Origin of the sequence: Pseudomonas quercus (assembly GCF_012033695.1) — a bacterium.
In the GTDB taxonomy this organism is placed as follows: Bacteria; Pseudomonadota; Gammaproteobacteria; order Pseudomonadales; family Pseudomonadaceae; genus Aquipseudomonas; species Aquipseudomonas quercus.
In genome coordinates this window covers 22,180-40,798 of record NZ_JAAVJI010000004.1, presented here as the reverse complement: position 1 = coordinate 40,798, position 18,619 = coordinate 22,180, and the positions used below count along the sequence as shown (strand labels likewise).

Here is an 18,619-nt window from a genome sequence, read left to right as displayed (position 1 = left end):
TCAGAGGTTCTCCAGGTCCGACCATTCTTCTTCGGACATCATCTTGTCCAGTTCAACCAGAATGAGCAACTCGCCGTTCTTGTTGCACACGCCCTGAATGAACTTGGCAGACTCTTCATTCCCCACGTTCGGCGCTGTTTCCACCTCGGACTGGCGCAGATAGACCACTTCGGCCACGCTGTCCACCAGAATACCCACTACCTGCTTGTCAGCTTCGATGATCACGATGCGCGTGTTATCGCTGACGTCGCTGGAAGCCAGGCCGAACCGTTGACGGGTGTCGATGACCGTAACCACGTTGCCGCGCAGGTTAATGATGCCCAGCACATACGCGGGGGCACCCGGCACCGGCGCGATTTCCGTATAACGCAGCACTTCCTGCACCTGCATCACATTGATGCCATAGGTTTCGTTATCCAGGCGGAAGGTGACCCATTGCAGGATCGGATCTTCGGAACCCTTGCCAGACGCTTTACTCATACCCTACCCCTCGCTCCCGCCATTGCGGTCTAGTGTTCACTGCCAAGGCCATCGGGGCCTTGGGATTTATCGTTTACCACCACGGGCGGCTTGCGCCCGGGCTTTTGCATCCGCTGCGGCTTTGGCCCGGGCTTCGGCGTCTTGCCGTTGCACCGCACCGCTGGCAATCATCTCCGCCAGTTGGGCAACGTCTACCAAGGCGCACATGTGTTCAATCACGGTGCCCGCCAGCCAGGGGCGCTGCCCGCGCTGGGCGCGCCACTTGATCTGAGACGGGTCCATACGCAGCGAACGGCTCACCGAGTGCACTGCCAAGCCCCATTCATAGCCTTGGACCGAGATCACGTACTGCAGGCCTTGCTGGAAATCATCCCGGTAGCGGTCCGGCATCACCCAACGGGCCGTGTCCAGTACCTTCAGGTTACCGCCGGGCACTGGCAGCAGGCCCAGGAACCATTCGGGCTGGCCGAACAACGGTGTCAGCTCCTGCCCTGCCAGGTTGTAGATAGAACCCAGGCATACCAGGGGCACGGCCAGGGTAAGGCCGGCCACGTCAAATAACAGGCACTCGAACGATTCACCCGCCCAGGCAGGCAGGCCCTCGTCTACAGGGGTGACCGGGCCACCGGTTGCCGGTGGCTGCTCAGTCACTGGTTCAACGGTAGGCGTCGCTGGCGCAGGCGCTGTAGGCGACTCCGGCTCGACCACAGGCGCCAGTGCTTCCTTCAGCACCTGAGGGGCCACTTGAGGTACTAACAACGGCCCTCGCCACGCGGCGGGCTCCTCGAACCTGGCAAGGGTCACACCTTCGGCTGCCGAGCGTACAGGGGCTTGCTGCGGTGCAGGCGCGGGCCGACCGGTACGGGCATCCCGTTGCTGCTCTTCCAGCACCGTGGCCTGGAATTCGTCCAATGCAGCCGGCTCGGGCTGTACCAGCCTTGCAACGGGCGCAGGCGCTGGGGCAGCGTCTTCGTCTTCCGTGGCTTCCTGTAATAAGCCGTCCAGGTAGGCCTGCAAGGCCTGGCGGGGACGACGAGCAACGTCAAGGTCGATGGGGCGGATCATGTCAGGCCACCTGCGTCAGAAGTTGCTGGCTCAGCAAATGCTTGAGCAGCGCACGGTACGCCACGACCCCACGGCTTTTAGGGTCGAACCGAGAGGGTGCCGTACCGGCCCGGCTGGCGTCGCGCAAGCGCGTGTCAACCGGAATATAGCCTTCCCACACGCTGCTCTCCCAACGGTCACGCAGCAGTTTGAGGGTGCCAAGGGAGGCCTGGGTACGGCGGTCAAACAACGTGGGCACAATGCTGTAGGGCAACGGCACCTTTCGAGAACGGTTGATCATCGCCAACGTATTGATCATGCGCTCCAGGCCATTGACCGCCAGGTGCTCGGTTTGCACAGGCACCACCAGCTGCTGGCTGGCGGCCAGGGCATTGACCATCAGCACGCCCAGCAACGGGGGGCTATCGATCAGGGCGTAGTCGAAATCCTGCCAGAGCTGAGCCAAGGCCTTGGCGACTACCAGGCCCAGCCCGCTTTGGCCAGGGGACTGGCGCTCCAGCGTGGCCAGTGCCGTACTAGAGGGCAACAACGAAATACGTTCATCTTTGGTGGGCAGCAGCAGTTGCCGTGGCAAGCCATCGGGCACGCTGCCCTTGTGCAGAAACAGGTCGAAACAGCTTTGCTCCTGGGCATCCGGGTCATTGCCGAAGTAGCTGGTCAACGAACCGTGAGGGTCCAGGTCCACCACAACGACACGCTTTCCTGCATCGGCCAACAGGCCGGCAAGCGCGACGGTGGTGGTGGTTTTACCCACCCCTCCTTTTTGGTTGGCAACTGCCCAGACTCTCATGTGCACGGTTCCAATAACGGGTTTACAACGCCGGTGACGGGGTTTTGACAACTTGCCCCTGAACAGGCTGTATTGCTGCGGACGGTGCACTTTGTGTGCCAGCCCGCTTAAGGGCTGCATCTGGCTTGGCATTGGCCGTACCAGAACCGGTAAGGCTACGGCGTACCTCCAAGTTGCGAGAGATCACCAGCACGACCCGGCGGTTGCGCGAGCGCCCGTCGGCATCATCGTTGCTGGCCACTGGCTGGTATTCCCCGTATCCCACCGCTGCGAGGCGGCTAGGGTCCACGCCATCCATGGCCAGCATGCGCACAATGCTGGACGCACGCGCCGAGGACAGTTCCCAGTTGGTGGGGTACTGCGCCGTTCGAATGGGCTGGTTATCTGTAAACCCTTCTACGTGAACCGGGTTGGCAAAGGGCTTGAGAATACCCGCCACTTTTTCGACGATGGCGAAGGCGCGATCGCTTGGAATGGCGTCACCGCTGCCAAACAGCAAGCCGGACTTGAGCTCGATCTCAATCCACAGTTCGTTACCACGTACGGTCAACTGGTTGGTGGCGATCAGGTCACCAAACGCCGTGCGCACATCGTCCGTGATTGTCTTGAACGCATCTGACTCGCTGACAGCGGCATCTGGCTCATCGCTTTGGGTCTTCAAGGGTGTGACCGGCTGCGTGGTACGCGGGCGCTCGTCGCCGATAGGGATGGGTTTGAGGCTGCGATCCTGGTCATTGAACACGCCAACCAAGGCATCCGAGAGCACCTTATATTTGCCTTCGTTGACCGAAGAAATGGAGTACATGACCACAAAGAACGCGAACAGCAGCGTGATGAAGTCCGCGTAGGAGACCAGCCAGCGCTCGTGGTTTTCATGTTCTTCTGGCGGTCGACGACGTCGCATCATTGCTCCATGAAGCCTTGCAGCTTGAGTTCGATGGAACGGGGGTTTTCGCCTTCAGCAATCGAGAGCAGCCCTTCAAGGAGCATTTCCCGGTAGCGGGCCTGGCGCTGCGCCTGCGCCTTGAGTTTGTTGGCAACGGGCAGCAACACCAGGTTGGCTGACGCCACACCGTAGATAGTCGCAACGAATGCAACCGCAATGCCACTGCCTAGCTGGGAAGGGTCGGCCAGGTTACCCATCACATGAATCAGCCCCATGACTGCACCGATGATGCCGATGGTAGGCGCATACCCGCCCATGCACTCGAATACCTTGGCGGCCTGGATGTCACGGCCTTCCTGCGTGAAGAAGTCCAGCTCAAGAATGCTGCGGATCGCTTCCGGGTCTGCCCCATCGACTAGCAATTGCAGGCCTTTGCGGGCATAACTGTCCACTTCACCGTCAGCCACGCTTTCCAGCCCTAGCAGGCCCTCCTTGCGGGCAACCAGGCTCCAGCCTACAACCTTGTCTACACCCCCGGCGATGTCGATACGGGGTGGAAAGAAAATCCATGGGAATATCTGCAAGGCGCGCTTGAATGCACTAATGGGCGTTTGCAGCAATGCCGCCGCCAACGTACCACCCAGCACGATCAGGCCTGCGGGCCCGTTCAACAGGGACGGCAGGTGGCCCCCTTCCAGAAAGTTGCCGCCTACGATGGCCACGAACGCCAGAATAATGCCGATAAGGCTCAGTACATCCATTACTGGCACGCCTCCGACAGGTAGCGACCCATGTCATCCAGGCTGTACACCGCATCGGTCAAACCCGCCTTGGCGACGGCCATGGGCATGCCATAGATCACACAACTGGCCTCATCCTGTGCCCACACCTGGCTACCACTTTGCTTAAGCAGGCGCGCCCCTTCACGGCCATCGGCGCCCATGCCGGTCAAAATCACCGCCAGCACCTTGTCGCCGAACGATTTAGCGGCTGACCCGAAGGTAATGTCCACGCAAGGCTTGTAGTTCAAGCGTTCGTCGCCCGGCAAGATCTTCACCACACCGCGTGCGTCCACCATCATCTGCTTGCCACCTGGTGCCAGCAACGCCAGGCCCGGGCGCAACTGATCCCCGTCCTCGGCTTCCTTCACACGAATACGGCACAGCTTGTCCAGGCGCTCTGCAAAGGCCTTGGTAAAGGCGGCAGGCATGTGCTGGATCAACACGATCGGTGCTGGAAAACTGGCAGGCAGTTGAGTGAGGACTTTTTGCAGGGCGACTGGCCCCCCAGTGGAGGTGCCAATGGCCAGCAGTTTATAGGCCTTGCGCTTGGGCGGGCCGCTGTTGGCAGGTGCGGCCTGGCGTGCGGGCAACGGTGCAGCTGGCGCTGGACGAACAGGCGCCCGGCTCGGGGCTGGCTCGCGTGCGGCCGGTGCCGGAGCGGCATAGGTACTGGCGCCCAGGCGCCGATTGCTACGCGCGATGGAACTGACCTTCTCCACCAGCAACTGCCGAACCTTGTCGGGGTTTTTGGAAATGTCTTCGAAATTCTTGGGCAGGAAATCGACCGCGCCCGCATCCAAGGCATCCAGAGTGACCCGGGCACCCTCGTGAGTAAGCGAGGAAAACATCAGCACCGGTGTTGGGCACCGCTGCATGATGTGGCGAACGGCCGTGATGCCATCCATCATGGGCATTTCATAGTCCATGGTGATCACATCAGGCTTGAGCGCAACGGCTTGGTCGATGGCTTCACGCCCATTGCTGGCGGTGCCTACCACCTTGATATTGGCATCTTGGGACAGGATTTCGGTAAGGCGGCGGCGGAAAAACCCCGAGTCGTCCACTACCAGGACTGTGAGTGCCATAGTTACTCCGTGACAGACCGCCGGGCCTTGCGGCCCGGCGGCAGCGGTATCAGATACGCCGTGCGGCGTAGCGCTTGAGCATGCTCGGAACGTCCAGGATCAGCGCAATGCGACCGTCACCGGTAATGGTAGCCCCAGACATGCCAGGTGTGCCCTGAAGCATTTTGCCCAGCGGCTTGATGACCACTTCTTCCTGGCCCACCAACTGGTCGACCACAAAGCCGATGCGTTGCGTGCCTACCGACAGGATCACCACATGGCCCTCACGCTGTTCGCTGTCCTCGGCGCCGGGTACCAGCCAGCGCTTGAGGTAGAACAGAGGCAACGCCTTGTCGCGCACGATCACCACTTCCTGGCCATCCACCACGTTGGTGCGTGACAGGTCGAGGTGGAAGATCTCGTTCACGCTCACCAGTGGGAAGGCAAAGGCCTGGTTGCCCAGCATCACCATCAGGGTAGGCATGATTGCCAAGGTGAGCGGCACCTTGATGACGATCTTCGAGCCCTGGCCCTTGGCCGAGTAAATGTTGATCGAGCCGTTGAGCTGGGAGATCTTGGTTTTCACCACGTCCATGCCCACGCCACGGCCAGAGACGTCGGAGATCTCGGTCTTGGTGGAGAACCCTGGGGCGAAAATCAGGTTGTAGCAGTCGGTCTCGGAGAGGCGCTCGGCCGCATCCTTGTCCATCAACCCCTTCTCAACCGCTTTGGCACGCAGTACGGCCGGGTCCATACCCTTGCCGTCATCGGAAATGGACAACAGGATGTGATCGCCTTCCTGCTCGGCCGACAGCACCACCTTGCCTGAGCGAGGCTTACCGGATTCTTCACGCTCGCCTGGCATTTCCACGCCATGGTCGACCGCGTTGCGCACCAAGTGGACCAGCGGGTCGGCCAAGGCCTCCACAAGGTTCTTGTCCAGGTCGGTTTCTTCGCCCACCAGCTCCAGGTTGATTTCTTTCTTGAGCTGACGTGCCAAGTCGCGTACCAAGCGCGGGAAGCGCCCGAACACTTTCTTGATAGGCTGCATGCGGGTTTTCATGACAGCGGTTTGCAAGTCTGCCGTGACCACGTCCAGGTTGGACACGGCCTTGGACATCGCCTCGTCCCCGCTGTTAAGGCCGAGCCGAACCAGGCGGTTACGCACCAGCACCAGTTCGCCCACCATGTTCATGATTTCGTCCAGGCGCGCCGTGTCTACCCGCACCGTGGTCTCAGCTTCAGAGGCAACAGGCTTCTCACCAGTTGGGGCTGGCCGTGCAGCAGGTGCCGGCGCGGCAGCGGGCGCAACCGTGGCAGCGGGTGCACGGGCCGGTTCGGCCTTGGGTGGAGCAGGCGCAGGCGCGGCGACTGCAGACGCCCCAGCAGGAGCCTCAGCGCCGTTCTCGGCACTGAACTTGCCCTTGCCATGGAGCTGGTCCAGCAGCGCTTCGAATTCGTTGTCGGTGATCAGGTCCCCGCCCCCGGCAGCGGCGGGTGCAGTGGCGACCACAGGCGGTGCCGTCTGGGCGCCTGGCAAGTTGTCAGCAGCGAAGCTACCTTTGCCATGAAGCTGGTCCAGCAGGGACTCGAACTCGGCGTCGGTGATTTCATCTCCGGCCGCAGGCGCCACCGGCGTAGCTGGGGACGGTGCGGTCACGTGAGCGGCCGGCTGCCCCTTGCCATGAAGCTGGTCGAGCAGGGATTCGAACTCGGCATCGGTAATTTCATCGCTCTGTACAGCACCTGCCGGCTCTTCGTCCAGGCTTTCCAGCAAGGCTTCGAAGGGCGTGGCCACTGGCGCTGCCACAGGGGCGGCTACGGGGGGCGCAACGGGTGCTGGCGCGGCACCAGCAGGTTCTGCCAACCGTGCCAGGGCGGCCAGTAGCTCTGGAGTTGCTGGGGTAAGCGCAGAGCGCTCACGCACTTGGCCGAACATGCTGTTGACCGTATCGAGGGCCTCCAGCACAACGTCCATCAGTTCGGAATCAACGCGGCGCTCCCCCTTGCGAAGGATGTCGAACACGTTTTCGGCGATGTGGCAGCACTCGACCAGCTCATTGAGCTGGAGGAAGCCGGCGCCGCCCTTGACAGTGTGAAAACCACGAAAAATCGCATTGAGCAGGTTCGCGTCGTCGGGGCGGCTTTCCAGCTCCACCAACTGTTCGGACAACTGCTCCAGGATCTCGCCGGCCTCTACCAGGAAGTCCTGGAGGATCTCTTCATCGGCGCCGAAGCTCATACGGGTTGCTCCCTCAATTCTGTAAGTGGCATCCGGCCCGGATAGCGCAGTTCAGCGCCTGTTCGATGGTTCCGCCAAACAGGGTTCAGAAACCCAGGCTGGACAGAAGATCATCCACATCGTCCTGACCGGATACGACGTCTTCACGCTTATCGGCATGAATCTGCGGACCTTCACCCTTGAAGGCATCTTTTTCCGATTTTTTTTCTGCAACCAGACTAGCGGGATCATGCTCGATGCCAGCCACACGCTCCACCTGGCTGGCCATGAGCACCAGCTTGAGCAGGTTCGCTTCCACGTCCGTTACCAGGGTGGTGACGCGCTTGATGACCTGGCCGGTAAGGTCCTGGTAGTCCTGTGCCAGCAAGATGTCATTCAAGTGGGACGACAAAGCCGCCGCATCGCTTTCGCTGCGTACCAGGAAGGCATCCACCCGCTTGACCAGGTCTCGAAACGCCTCTGCATCCACTTCACGGCGCATGAAGCGTTGCCAGTCCTCACGCAGTGCATGGGCGTCTTCGGCAAAGCTGTGCACCACAGGCGTGCTCTGCTCTACCAGGTCCATGGTGCGATTGGCAGCGTTTTCGGTTAGCCGCACCACGTAGTCCAGCCGCTCGGTGGCATCCGTAATCTGGGACACCTCCTCGGCCTTAGGTGAGCGAGGGTCGATCTGGAAGTTGACAATAGCGCTGTGCAGCTCACGGGTGAGCTTGCCCACTTCCATGTACAGCCCGCGATCGCGGGCCTGGTTGAGTTCAGAGATCAATTGCACCGCGTCGCCGAAGTGACCTTTTTCGAGGCTCTCCACTAACTGACGGGCATGGCTTTTCAGGGTGGACTCGAAGTCCCCCAACGACGTATTACTGGACTCCATGACGCCCCCTGTGCGGCCTCAGCTGTTGACGCGCTCGAAGATTTTATCGATCTTTTCTTTCAGCACTTGCGCAGTGAAAGGCTTGACCACGTAACCGTTTACTCCGGCCTGGGCCGCCTCGATGATCTGCTCCCGCTTGGCCTCGGCTGTTACCATCAATACCGGCAGGTGCTTGAGGCGGTCATCGGCCCGGACAGTACGCAACAGCTCGATGCCGGTCATGCCAGGCATGTTCCAGTCCGTTACCAGAAAGTCGAACGCGCCACTTTGCAGCATGGGCAGCGCCGTGTTGCCATCATCGGCTTCGGATGTGTTAGTAAACCCCAGGTCGCGCAACAGGTTCTTGATGATCCGCCTCATCGTCGAGAAATCGTCAACGATCAGGATTTTCATGTTCTTGTCCAAGTAGACCTCCAGCAGTCTCGAACGCGGCCTCTCCGGGCCGCGCGGTTCAATTCGTTAATACCTATACCTTCAGGACTGCTTCAACGTGCTCGCCATTCACCCAGGCGGCTGCGCAAACGTGCTGCGCACTGGCTGTGCAACTGGCTTACACGTGACTCGCTGACCCCCAGCACTTCACCGATTTCCTTGAGGTTCAGCTCCTCGTCGTAATAGAGCGACAATATCAGCCGCTCCCGCTCCGGAAGGTTGGCAATGGCATCGGCCAACGCGCCCTGGAAGCGTTCATCTTCCAGCCCACGGGCCGGTTCGCCACTGCCGCCGGCGCCGTCTTCATGCAAACCTTCGTGTTCGCCGTCCTGCAACAGGTCGTCGAAACTGAACAGGCGGCTACCCAACGTATCGTTAAGCATCGAGTAATAATCCTCGAGCTTGATGTTGAGTTCGGCAGCAACCTCGTGATCTTTAGCCTCACGGCCCGTTCTTGCTTCAATTTTTCGAATAGCGTCGGTCACGGTACGGGTATTGCGATGGACCGAACGAGGCGCCCAGTCACCTTTTCGTACCTCGTCCAGCATGGCGCCGCGAATACGAATACCGGCATAGGTCTCGAAACTCGCCCCTTTGCTGGCATCGTATTTGTTGGCCACTTCAAGCAAACCGATCATGCCTGCCTGGATCAGGTCTTCTACCTGAACACTGGCTGGCAACCGTGCCAGCAAATGGTAGGCGATTCGCTTCACCAGCGGGGCGTACCGCTCGATCAGTTCATGCTGCTGCGATTGCCGAGAAGCATTGTTGTACATCCGGTATCCACTGGCGCTCATGAGACAGGCCCCGCACTGGTTTGCTGTACCAAACGTTCGACAAAGAACTCCAGGTGCCCCCGCGGGTTAGCGGGCAGCGGCCAAGTGTCGACTTTCTGAGCGATGGCCTTGAAGGCCAAGGCACATTTCGAGCGCGGGAATGCTTCATACACAGCCCGCTGTTTCTGGACGGCCTTGCGTACGGTTTCGTCATACGGCACCGCACCTACGTATTGGAGTGCCACATCAAGGAAACGGTCAGTTACCTTGGTGAGCTTGGCAAACAGGTTGCGCCCTTCCTGGGGACTCTGGGCCATGTTGGCCAATACCCGGAAGCGGTTCATACCGTAATCACGATTAAGCAACTTGATCAGGGCATACGCATCGGTGATGGACGTGGGCTCGTCGCAGACCACCAACAGCACTTCCTGGGCCGCGCGCACAAAGCTCACCACGGAATCGCCGATGCCTGCGGCCGTATCGATCACCAGCACATCCAAGTTGTCGCCAATTTCGCTGAAGGCCTGAATAAGGCCCGCGTGTTGGGCTGGAGTCAGGTGAACCATGGTCTGGGTACCCGACGCCGCCGGCACAATTCGGATACCTCCCGGCCCCTGCAGAAGTACATCGCGCAGTTCACAGCGCCCTTCGATCACGTCGGCAAGCGTACGCTTGGGCGTAAGCCCCAGCAGTACGTCCACGTTGGCCAGGCCAAGGTCGGCGTCCAGGAGCATCACCCGGCGGCCAAGCTCAGCCAACGCCAGAGAAAGGTTCACTGACACGTTTGTCTTGCCGACGCCACCTTTGCCGCCGGTCACCGCGATCACCTGTACGGGATGCATGCTGCCCATTCGTTCTTTACCTTGTCACTGAGACACTGGCTACACCATGGCACGCTGGCCCTGCAGGCCAATTGACGCTGCCCATGGTGGAGGTCGGTTTCAAGCTGGACAGCGAACCCCGAGGTTCGCTGGCGCGCAACCACTTGCGCATGCATTCATTCATATTCATTCACCTCAGCCCGCGCGCTTGCTGGGGCTGTGGTAGAGGTCGGCGAACATGTCGGCCATGGCCTCTTCGCTGGGTTCCTCCTGCATCTGCACGCTGACCGCACGGCTGACCAACTGGTGCTTGCGGGGCAGGTGCACATCGTCTGGTATACGTGGGCCATCGGTCAGGTAAGCCACGGGCAGTTGATGACCAATGGCCAGGCTCAGCACTTCACCCAGGCTTGCCGTTTCATCAAGCTTGGTAAGGATACAACCTGCCAGGCCGCACCGCTTGTAACTGTGGTAAGCCGCAGTCAGTACCTGCTTCTGGCTGGTAGTAGCCAGCACCAGGTAATTGCGTGCGCGAATCCCACGCCCAGCCAAGCTTTCCAGCTGCAGCTTGAGGGCCGGGTCACTGGCTTGCAGCCCTGCGGTATCGATCAGCACGACACGCTTGCGTAGCAGCGGCTCCAAGGCTTGCGCCAAGGACTGGCCAGGGTCCACCTGGGTAACCGGCACGTTGAGAATTCGGCCCAAGGTTTTAAGTTGTTCCTGGGCGCCAATACGAAAACTGTCCATGCTTACTAACGCAATGTTTTGCGCGCCGTATTTAAGTACGTATCGGGCAGCAAGCTTGGCTAGCGTAGTTGTTTTGCCCATACCGGCAGGCCCGACCATGGCAATGACCCCACCCTCTTCGAGCGGCTCCACTTCGGGCGTAGCGATCATGCGAGCCAGATGGGCCAGCACCAGGCGCCAGGCCTGACGGGGGTCTTCCACGTCGCCAACCTGTTCCAGCAGGTCACGGGCCAAGGGGCCAGACAAACCGATGCGTTGCAGTTTGCGCCACAAGGTGGCCTGGTCGGGCCGGCTGCCCTGAAGCTGCGTCCACGCCAGTGAGCCCAGCTGAACCTCCAGCAATTCACGCAACCCGGATAGCTCCGAGCGCATGGAGTCGAACAGGCGCTGGTCTACAGGAGAAGCTTCAGGGGTTACCGCTGACGCATGCACACGAGGCGCTTCAGTCAATGTGGGTTCGATCAGCGGCTCGGCAGCGGTCAAAGGCAGGCCCGCCACCAATTGGCGATTGACCACGCCGTCGCCGTGGCTCCGGGTGTCCAGTTCGGCCTGGGCCGACACAATGCGGGACTGGGTTTTTCGCAGTTCATCTTCCAGCGCCACGTTAGGCACGCGTGGGGCTAGCGCCGACAGTTTGTAATCCAAGGCTGCAGTCAGTTCCACCCCGCCAGCAATGCGGCGGTTGCCGATGATCGCGGCATCAGCGCCCAGCTCGTCACGCACCAGTTTCATGGCTTGACGCATGTCCGCTGCGAAAAAACGCTTCACTTGCATATCCCGCTACCTCAGCCGTTGGGCCCTACTGTCGCCACGATCGTAACTTGCTTGTTGTCCGGTATTTCCTGATACGCCAACACATGAAGGTTAGGCACTGCGAGCCGACCGAAGCGTGAAAGCATCGTGCGGATGGGCCCGGCTACCAGCAGAATGGCGGGCTGGCCCTGCATCTCCTGACGTTGTGAGGCGTCAATCAATGAACGCTGCAGCCGTTCAGCCATGCTGGGTTCTAGCAAAACGCCTTCTTCCTGACCCATTCCCGCCTTCTGAATACTATTGAGCAATATCTGTTCCAACTTCGGCTCAAGGGTGATCACAGGCAGCTGCGACTCAGTCCCCACAATGCTTTGCACGATTGCGCGGGATAAACCAGCCCGTACGGCACTCACAAGCGCGGCGGTATCTTGACTCCTTACCCCACTGTTAGCGATAGCTTCGGCAATGCTGCGGATGTCTCGCACCGGCACTTGCTCAGCCAACAGTGCCTGCAACACTTTGAGTAAAGCAGACAAGGTAATCAGCCCAGGCACCAGCTCTTCTGCCAGCTTCGGCGAACCTTTGGCCAGCACTTGCAGCAATTGCTGAACTTCTTCATGGCCGATCAGCTCATGGGCATGCTTTTGAAGAATCTGGTTCAGGTGAGTGGCAACCACCGTACTGGCGTCAACCACGGTGTAGCCCAGGGACTGGGCTTGGCTGCGCGCACTGATCTCGATCCACACCGCTTCCAGCCCGAAAGCTGGGTCACGGGCCTGGATACCGTTCAACGAGCCGAATACCTGGCCTGGGTTGATGGCCAGTTCACGGTCCGGATAAATCTCGGCCTCAGCAAGGATCACTCCCATCAAGGTTAGCCGATAGGCGCTGGGTGCCAGGTCCAGGTTGTCGCGGATGTGGACCGTAGGCATCAAGAAGCCCAGGTCCTGGGACAGTTTCTTGCGAACGCCTTTGATACGGGCCAGCAGTTGCCCGCCCTGGTTGCGGTCTACTAGAGGAATCAAGCGGTAGCCCACTTCCAGGCCGATCATGTCGATAGGTGTGACATCATCCCAACCTAGCTCCTTGGTTTCCTGAGAGCGCTGTGGGGACGGCAGCAGTTCCTGCTGGCGCTGGACTTCGGCCGCCGCCGCCACCTTGATCTCGTTCTGCTTTTTCCATAACAGGTAGGCGCCGCCACCCGCCGCTGCCGCCAACGACAGGAAAGCGATATGGGGCATGCCCGGCACCATGCCCATCACCGCCATCAGCAAGGCGGACACTCCAAGAGCCTTGGGCGAATTGAACATTTGCCGGCTGATCTGCCGGCCCATGTCCTCGGAACCGGAGGCACGGGTGACCATGATGGCGGCGGCTGTGGACAGCAGCAGCGACGGCAACTGCGCAACCAGGCCGTCACCGATGGTCAGCAGTGCATAGGTGCTGCCAGCGTCTGCGACGGTCAGCCCGTGCTGAAGGATACCGATGGCCATGCCACCGATCAGGTTGATGAACAGGATGAGCAGGCCCGCCACGGCATCCCCGCGCACGAACTTGCTGGCACCGTCCATGGAGCCATAGAACTCTGCTTCCTGGGCGACTTCGGCCCGGCGGTGTTTGGCCGCTGCCTGGTCGATCAGGCCAGCGTTGAGGTCCGCGTCAATAGCCATCTGTTTACCCGGCATGGCGTCCAGGGTAAACCGCGCGCTCACTTCGGAAATACGGCCAGCGCCCTTGGTGACTACCACGAAGTTGATGATCATCAAGATGGCAAACACCACCGCACCTACCACGTAGTTGCCGCCGATCACCACTTCACCGAACGCCTGGATCACCTTCCCCGCCGCCTGGTGGCCTTCATGGCCATGGAGCAGCACCACGCGAGTAGAGGCCACGTTCAGCGCCAGCCTCAATAGCGTGGCCACCAGCAGAATGGTAGGGAAGGCTGCGAAGTCCAGTGGTCGCATGGCATACACGCACACCAGCAGCACCACGATCGATAGCGCGATGTTGAACGTGAAGAACACGTCCAGCAAAAACGTGGGCACTGGCAGGGTCATCATGGCCAGCATGGTGAGCAACGCCAGCGGCACCCCCAGGTTGCCCTGGCTCAAGCTGCGCGCGCCGCTGATCAATTGAGTCCTGTCCATCGCCATCTTTCATTCCCCACAAACTTTTGACGCTTACGCGCTTTCCAGGGGCCAGTGCAAAAAGCTCTCCAGTTATGGCACTGCCTGCCGAGTAGCGTTCAATCGAGGGCAAATGTGGAGGACACACGTCAGTGAGTGATCGATTCCCGGTCTCCGCCTTTGGCTACGCCTAGCCCTACACCGGCAGCGTACGACACACCATCTGTGGGAGCCTGCGAAGCGCGGGCGAAGCGGGCGAACCTGGCACCTCAGCCGTGTGGGAGCGTCTTAGGTTCCCGGTCTCCGCCTTCGGCTACGCCCAGTCCTACACCGGCAGCGTACGACACACCACCTGTGGGAGCCTGCGAAGCGCGGGCGAAGCGCGGGCGCAGCGCGGGCGCAGCGGGCGAACTTGGCAACTCAGCCGTGCGGCGGCGTCTTAGGCTCCCGGTCTTCGCCTTCGGCTACGCCCAGTCCTACACCGGCAGCGTACGACACACCATCTGTGGGAGCCTGCGAAGCGCGGGCGAAGCGCGGGCGAAGCGGGCGAACCTGGCACCTCAGCCGTGTGGGGGCGTCTTAGGTTCCCGGTCTTCGCCTTCGGCTACGCCCAGTCCTACACCGGCAGCGTACGACACACCACCTGTGGGAGTCTGCGAAGCGCGGGTGCAGCGCGGGCGAAGCGCGGGCGCAGCGGGCGAAATTGGCACCTCAGCCGTGCGGCGGCGCCTTAGGTTCCCGGTCTCCGCCTTCGGCTACGCCCAGTCCTACACCGGCAGCGTACGACATACCATCTGTGGGAGCCTGCGAAGCGCGGGTGCAGCGCGGGTGCAGCGCGGGTGCAGCGGGCGAAATTGGCGGCTTAACCCTCCGGCGGTGCCTCGCCGGTCTCATTGCGTTGCAGGTCAGTCGGGATGGGTACGTTTTTTGGCGCTTCAGGGCGGGGACCGTTACCGGGGCGGTATTGGCGGATCTGGTACACGTACGCCAGCACCTGGGCCACGGCCAGGTAAAGGCCTGACGGGATCTGCTGGTCGATTTCCGTGGAATAGTAGATGGAGCGCGCCAGTGCTGGGGATTCAAGTACCTGCACCTGGTGGGCCACGCCGATCTCGCGAATTTTCAGGGCCAGCATGTCCACACCCTTGGCCAACAGCATAGGCGCCCCGCCGCTATCGGCGTCGTACTTCAAGGCCACTGCGAAGTGGGTAGGGTTAGTGATGATCACATCCGCCTGGGGGATGTTGGTCATCATCCGCCGCTGGGACATTTCCCGTTGCATCTGCCGGATACGCCCTTTCACTTCAGGCCGCCCTTCGGCGTCCTTGTGCTCGTCGCGTACTTCCTGCTTGGTCATCTTGAGCTTTTCCTTGCCTTGATACAGCTGCAAGGGCACGTCGATGGCCGCAATGAGCAACAGCCCCAAGGCCATGTACAAGGCGCTCCACCCCACCACCTGGAGGGAATGGGCAATGGCCGTTTCCAAGGGCTCATGGGCGATGGCCAGCAGGTCGGCCTGGTCGCGCCTGAGTACCCACACAGCCACGGCCATGGTGATCCCGAATTTACCTAGCGCCTTTAGCAACTCGGTCAACGCATTCTTGGAGAACATGCGCTTAAGCCCGCTGGCCGGGTTCATGCGGCTGAATTTCGGTGCCATCGAACCTGCGGCGAACAACCAGCCGCCCAGGCAGATAGGGCCAATGATCGCCGCCAGCAGCAGTACAGTAAGAATGGGCTGGACGGCCTGCAGGGCCATTTTGCCGGCGCTGAACAGAAACAACGCCATCTGGTTAGTGTCGGTCAGCACTTCACGGCGCAGGGTAAAACTGTACTTCATGATGGCCATCAGCGCTTCGGCCAATGCGCCGCCGAACGCCAGAATGCCGCCAACCCCTGCAAGCATGACCACAAAGGTGTTGAGCTCCTTGGACCGGGTGATCTCACCTTTTTCCCTGGAGTCTTTCTTTCGTTTGTCTGTGGGGTCTTCTGTCTTGTCTGCGCCGCTTTCGCTCTCAGCCACCGCTCACCTCACTTCAGTCAGCGCACGCAGCCAACGCAGGCTTTCCATGGCCAGCGGCTGGTACTGGTTGAGAATGTCCGCCATGTTGATCCACAGAATGATCATGCCCAGCACCAGGGTCATGGGCATGCCTACGGAAAAGATATTCAGCTGTGGGGCTGCGCGCGTCATGATGCCCAAGGCGACGTTGACCACCAGCAGTGCCGTGACCGCAGGCAACACCAGCATTAACGATGCACCTAGTACCCAGCCTACCCGTGTTACCAGGTCCCAGAACTGGGCCGTGGACAGTGCATGGCCTACTGGCAAGGTGGTAAAGCTGTCCGTGAGCACTTCGAACACCACCAGGTGCCCGTTCATGGTGAGAAACAACAAGGTGACCAGCATGTTGAAGAACTGGCTGACCACTGCCACGTTCACGCCGTTGGTAGGGTCTACCATCGACGCAAAGGCCATGCCCATCTGGATCGCCACAATCTGCCCTGCAATCACAAAGGCCTGGAACAGGAAGTGAATGGACAGGCCCATGAGGGCGCCGACGATGATCTGCTCGGCCACCAGCAGCAAGGCGCTCAGGTCCAAGGCATGGACTTCAGGCATGGCAGGCAGCCCCGGTACGATCACTACTGTAATTGCCAGGGCGAAATACAGCCGAACCCGTGACGACACCGTGTTGCCCCCAAACAGCGGCATGGTCATCAGCAGGGCCATTACCCGAAACAGGGGCAATATGAACGAGGCGACCCAACTGCCGATCTGGGTGTCGGTAAGTGCCAGCATGCTAGCCGATCAATCCAGGAATGCTGGTGTACAAGCCTGTGATGTACTCCATGAACTTCTGCACGATCCACGGCCCCAGCACGATCAGCGTAACCAGCATCACCAACATGCGAGGCAGGAAGCTTAGGGTCTGTTCGTTGATCTGGGTCGCGGCCTGGAACATCGCCACGAGGAGGCCCACCAGTAGGCTGGGCAATACCAGAATGGCCACCATGATGGTAGTCAGCCAAAGGGCTTCGCGGAACAGGTCTGTGGCAACTTCCGGGGTCATGGCCGGCTCCTGTGAATCAAACGCCGCCGAAGCTGCCGGCAAGGGTACCGATGATCAATGACCAGCCGTCTACCAGCACGAACAGCATGATCTTGAATGGCAATGAAATGATCAGGGGCGACAGCATCATCATCCCCATGGCCATCAATACACTGGCAACCACCAAGTCGATGATCAGAAACGGAATGAAGATCATGAAGCCGATCTGGAACGCCGTTTTCAGCTCTGAGGTGACAAACGCTGGAACCAGAATGGTCAGGGGCGCCTGGTCTGCACTGGGAATATCCGTGCGCCGGGAAAGCCGCATGAACATGTCCAGGTCGCTCTGGCGCGTCTGCCCCAGCATAAAGTCCTTGATAGGGACCTCGGCCTTGGCCAGCGCATCCTGGGCACTCATGGTTTCTGCCAGGTAAGGCTGCAAGGCGTCGTTATTCACCCGGTCGAACACCGGCGCCATGATGAACAGGGTCAGGAACAGTGCCATGCCGGTGAGCAACTGGTTGGAGGGCGTTTGCTGCAGGCCGAGGGCCTGACGCAGGATGGAGAACACAATAATGATGCGGGTAAAGCTGGTCATGAGCATCACGAACGCAGGAATGAAGCTCAGCGCCGTCATGATCGCAAGTATCTGCAGGCTGACCGAGTACTCCTGCTGCCCATTGGCGCCGGTGGTCATGGTAATCGCCGGCAGCGACAGCGGGTCGGCAGCCAGTACGCAAGGGGCGAACAGCACCCCGCATAGGGGAATCAACCAGCGCAAGTGACGCATCACTTCTTGTCCTTATTGTCTTTACCCAGCAGTTCCATCAGCCGCTGGGCGAACTCAGGCGCCACAGGCTCACCCGGCGCAGGCGCTGCTACGGGGTGAGCCAACACGTGCAGCGGTGTAATACGGCCAGGGGACAGCCCCAGCAGAATCTGTTCCTGCCCCACCTGCACCAGGATCAGCCGGTCCCTGGGGCCTAACGCACGAGCGCCCAGCACCTCGATCACCTGGCCGCCACCCGGACGCACCTGCTGCAGGCGCCTCAGCACCCAGGCCAGGCCGAGAATCACCCCCACCACGGCCAGCAGGCCCAGGGCCGTCTGCCCAAGCTGGCCGGCCATACCCGCGCCAGCACTCACCGCAGGCGCAGGCGGGGCAGCGGGCGCAACCACCGCCGGCTCTGCCGCCATCGCCATGAGCGGCACGCTTAACATCATTGCCAGCCACGCTCGCATCAGCGCAGCTTCTTGATGCGTTCGGCGGGGCTGATCACGTCAGTGAGCCGGATGCCGAATTTTTCGTTCACAACCACCACCTCGCCGTGAGCAACCAGCGTGCCGTTGACCAGCACATCCAGCGGTTCCCCCGCCAAACGGTCCAGTTCGATCACCGAACCTTGGTTGAGCTGCAACAAGTTGCGGATGTTGATCTCCGTGGCCCCCACTTCCATGGAAATGGTGACAGGAATGTCCAGGATCACATCCAGGTTCGGACCTTCCATGCCTTGGGATTCGGAGAACTTGGGGGAAGAGCCAAACTCTTCCATCGGCAGCCGTGTGCCTGCGGGCTTGGCCGCCGCATCGGCCTGCAGCAAGGCATCAATATCAGCCTGGCCACCGTCGCCAGACTCATTCAGGGCCGCTGCCCACTCGTCAGCCAAAGCCTGGTCGTCGGCAGGGGTGTCTTTATCATCAGCCATGGTCTTTCCTCAGTATTCG

Annotated in this window: 19 protein-coding genes; all 19 read right to left on the bottom strand. The window is 60.5% G+C overall.

What is annotated here, in order from left to right; genetic code table 11:
* On the bottom strand, positions 1–480 hold the full coding sequence (locus tag HBH25_RS08925; RefSeq protein ID WP_168083566.1) for a chemotaxis protein CheW: 480 nt from the start codon (positions 478–480) through the stop codon (positions 1–3).
* Positions 481–546: 66 nt separating this feature from the next.
* On the bottom strand, positions 547–1,545 hold the full coding sequence (locus HBH25_RS08920; RefSeq protein WP_168083565.1) for a CheW domain-containing protein: 999 nt from the start codon (positions 1,543–1,545) through the stop codon (positions 547–549).
* Position 1,546: 1 nt separating this feature from the next.
* Positions 1,547–2,335, bottom strand: a complete 789-nt coding sequence (locus HBH25_RS08915) for a ParA family protein (protein ID WP_168083564.1) — start codon at positions 2,333–2,335, stop codon at positions 1,547–1,549.
* 22 nt (positions 2,336–2,357) lie between these two features.
* Positions 2,358–3,239, bottom strand: a complete 882-nt coding sequence (gene motD, locus HBH25_RS08910) for a flagellar motor protein MotD (protein ID WP_168083563.1) — start codon at positions 3,237–3,239, stop codon at positions 2,358–2,360.
* Positions 3,239–3,982: a flagellar motor protein gene (locus HBH25_RS08905; protein WP_168083562.1), complete on the bottom strand. Its 744-nt coding sequence runs from the start codon at positions 3,980–3,982 to the stop codon at positions 3,239–3,241. Before HBH25_RS08905 ends, motD begins: the two co-directional genes overlap by 1 nt.
* Positions 3,982–5,088: a protein-glutamate methylesterase/protein-glutamine glutaminase gene (locus tag HBH25_RS08900; RefSeq protein ID WP_168083561.1), complete on the bottom strand. Its 1,107-nt coding sequence runs from the start codon at positions 5,086–5,088 to the stop codon at positions 3,982–3,984. The genes HBH25_RS08905 and HBH25_RS08900 overlap by 1 nt, the downstream gene beginning before the upstream one ends.
* Positions 5,089–5,137: 49 nt before the next feature.
* Positions 5,138–7,309: a chemotaxis protein CheA gene (locus HBH25_RS08895; RefSeq protein WP_168083559.1), complete on the bottom strand. Its 2,172-nt coding sequence runs from the start codon at positions 7,307–7,309 to the stop codon at positions 5,138–5,140.
* Between the two features lie 85 nt (positions 7,310–7,394).
* Positions 7,395–8,183, bottom strand: a complete 789-nt coding sequence (locus HBH25_RS08890; protein WP_168083558.1) for a protein phosphatase CheZ — start codon at positions 8,181–8,183, stop codon at positions 7,395–7,397.
* Between the two features lie 18 nt (positions 8,184–8,201).
* A complete protein-coding gene (locus HBH25_RS08885; RefSeq protein ID WP_178088909.1) occupies positions 8,202–8,576 on the bottom strand; it encodes a chemotaxis response regulator CheY in 375 nt (124 codons plus the stop codon).
* 92 nt (positions 8,577–8,668) lie between these two features.
* A complete protein-coding gene (fliA, locus tag HBH25_RS08880; RefSeq protein WP_168083556.1) occupies positions 8,669–9,412 on the bottom strand; it encodes an RNA polymerase sigma factor FliA in 744 nt (247 codons plus the stop codon).
* Entirely contained in the window at positions 9,409–10,242 is an 834-nt protein-coding gene (gene fleN, locus HBH25_RS08875) for a flagellar synthesis regulator FleN (protein WP_168083555.1), read from the bottom strand. Before fleN ends, fliA begins: the two co-directional genes overlap by 4 nt.
* 165 nt (positions 10,243–10,407) lie before the next feature.
* A complete protein-coding gene (gene flhF, locus HBH25_RS08870) occupies positions 10,408–11,733 on the bottom strand; it encodes a flagellar biosynthesis GTPase FlhF (protein WP_168083554.1) in 1,326 nt (441 codons plus the stop codon).
* An 11-nt stretch (positions 11,734–11,744) separates the two neighbouring features.
* Complete coding sequence (gene flhA, locus HBH25_RS08865) at positions 11,745–13,862, bottom strand: flagellar biosynthesis protein FlhA (RefSeq protein ID WP_168083553.1); 2,118 nt, start codon at positions 13,860–13,862, stop codon at positions 11,745–11,747.
* 841 nt (positions 13,863–14,703) lie between these two features.
* Positions 14,704–15,864: a flagellar biosynthesis protein FlhB gene (flhB, locus tag HBH25_RS08860; RefSeq protein ID WP_168083552.1), complete on the bottom strand. Its 1,161-nt coding sequence runs from the start codon at positions 15,862–15,864 to the stop codon at positions 14,704–14,706.
* Between the two features lie 3 nt (positions 15,865–15,867).
* Complete coding sequence (gene fliR / locus HBH25_RS08855) at positions 15,868–16,644, bottom strand: flagellar biosynthetic protein FliR (protein ID WP_168083551.1); 777 nt, start codon at positions 16,642–16,644, stop codon at positions 15,868–15,870.
* 1 nt (position 16,645) lies between these two features.
* A complete protein-coding gene (gene fliQ / locus HBH25_RS08850; protein ID WP_168083550.1) occupies positions 16,646–16,915 on the bottom strand; it encodes a flagellar biosynthesis protein FliQ in 270 nt (89 codons plus the stop codon).
* Positions 16,916–16,931: 16 nt separating this feature from the next.
* Entirely contained in the window at positions 16,932–17,684 is a 753-nt protein-coding gene (gene fliP / locus HBH25_RS08845) for a flagellar type III secretion system pore protein FliP (RefSeq protein ID WP_168083548.1), read from the bottom strand.
* A complete protein-coding gene (gene fliO, locus HBH25_RS08840) occupies positions 17,684–18,136 on the bottom strand; it encodes a flagellar biosynthetic protein FliO (RefSeq protein ID WP_168083546.1) in 453 nt (150 codons plus the stop codon). The genes fliP and fliO overlap by 1 nt, the downstream gene beginning before the upstream one ends.
* The gene (gene fliN / locus HBH25_RS08835) at positions 18,136–18,600 is read right to left on the bottom strand and encodes a flagellar motor switch protein FliN (RefSeq protein ID WP_168083544.1); all 465 of its coding nucleotides are present in this window, start codon (positions 18,598–18,600) and stop codon (positions 18,136–18,138) included. Before fliN ends, fliO begins: the two co-directional genes overlap by 1 nt.
* Positions 18,601–18,619 lie beyond the last annotated feature (19 nt).

Coding starts and splice junctions, on each gene's coding strand:
- HBH25_RS08925 (WP_168083566.1), bottom strand. CDS start 480: ATGAGTAAAGCGTCTGGCAAGGGTTCCGAAGATCCGATCCTGCAATGG.
- HBH25_RS08920 (WP_168083565.1), bottom strand. CDS start 1,545: ATGATCCGCCCCATCGACCTTGACGTTGCTCGTCGTCCCCGCCAGGCC.
- HBH25_RS08915 (WP_168083564.1), bottom strand. CDS start 2,335: ATGAGAGTCTGGGCAGTTGCCAACCAAAAAGGAGGGGTGGGTAAAACC.
- motD (WP_168083563.1), bottom strand. CDS start 3,239: ATGCGACGTCGTCGACCGCCAGAAGAACATGAAAACCACGAGCGCTGG.
- HBH25_RS08905 (WP_168083562.1), bottom strand. CDS start 3,982: ATGGATGTACTGAGCCTTATCGGCATTATTCTGGCGTTCGTGGCCATC.
- HBH25_RS08900 (WP_168083561.1), bottom strand. CDS start 5,088: ATGGCACTCACAGTCCTGGTAGTGGACGACTCGGGGTTTTTCCGCCGC.
- HBH25_RS08895 (WP_168083559.1), bottom strand. CDS start 7,309: ATGAGCTTCGGCGCCGATGAAGAGATCCTCCAGGACTTCCTGGTAGAG.
- HBH25_RS08890 (WP_168083558.1), bottom strand. CDS start 8,183: ATGGAGTCCAGTAATACGTCGTTGGGGGACTTCGAGTCCACCCTGAAA.
- HBH25_RS08885 (WP_178088909.1), bottom strand. CDS start 8,576: ATGAAAATCCTGATCGTTGACGATTTCTCGACGATGAGGCGGATCATC.
- fliA (WP_168083556.1), bottom strand. CDS start 9,412: ATGAGCGCCAGTGGATACCGGATGTACAACAATGCTTCTCGGCAATCG.
- fleN (WP_168083555.1), bottom strand. CDS start 10,242: ATGGGCAGCATGCATCCCGTACAGGTGATCGCGGTGACCGGCGGCAAA.
- flhF (WP_168083554.1), bottom strand. CDS start 11,733: ATGCAAGTGAAGCGTTTTTTCGCAGCGGACATGCGTCAAGCCATGAAA.
- flhA (WP_168083553.1), bottom strand. CDS start 13,862: ATGGACAGGACTCAATTGATCAGCGGCGCGCGCAGCTTGAGCCAGGGC.
- fliR (WP_168083551.1), bottom strand. CDS start 16,644: ATGCTGGCACTTACCGACACCCAGATCGGCAGTTGGGTCGCCTCGTTC.
- fliQ (WP_168083550.1), bottom strand. CDS start 16,915: ATGACCCCGGAAGTTGCCACAGACCTGTTCCGCGAAGCCCTTTGGCTG.
- fliP (WP_168083548.1), bottom strand. CDS start 17,684: ATGCGTCACTTGCGCTGGTTGATTCCCCTATGCGGGGTGCTGTTCGCC.
- fliO (WP_168083546.1), bottom strand. CDS start 18,136: ATGCGAGCGTGGCTGGCAATGATGTTAAGCGTGCCGCTCATGGCGATG.
- fliN (WP_168083544.1), bottom strand. CDS start 18,600: ATGGCTGATGATAAAGACACCCCTGCCGACGACCAGGCTTTGGCTGAC.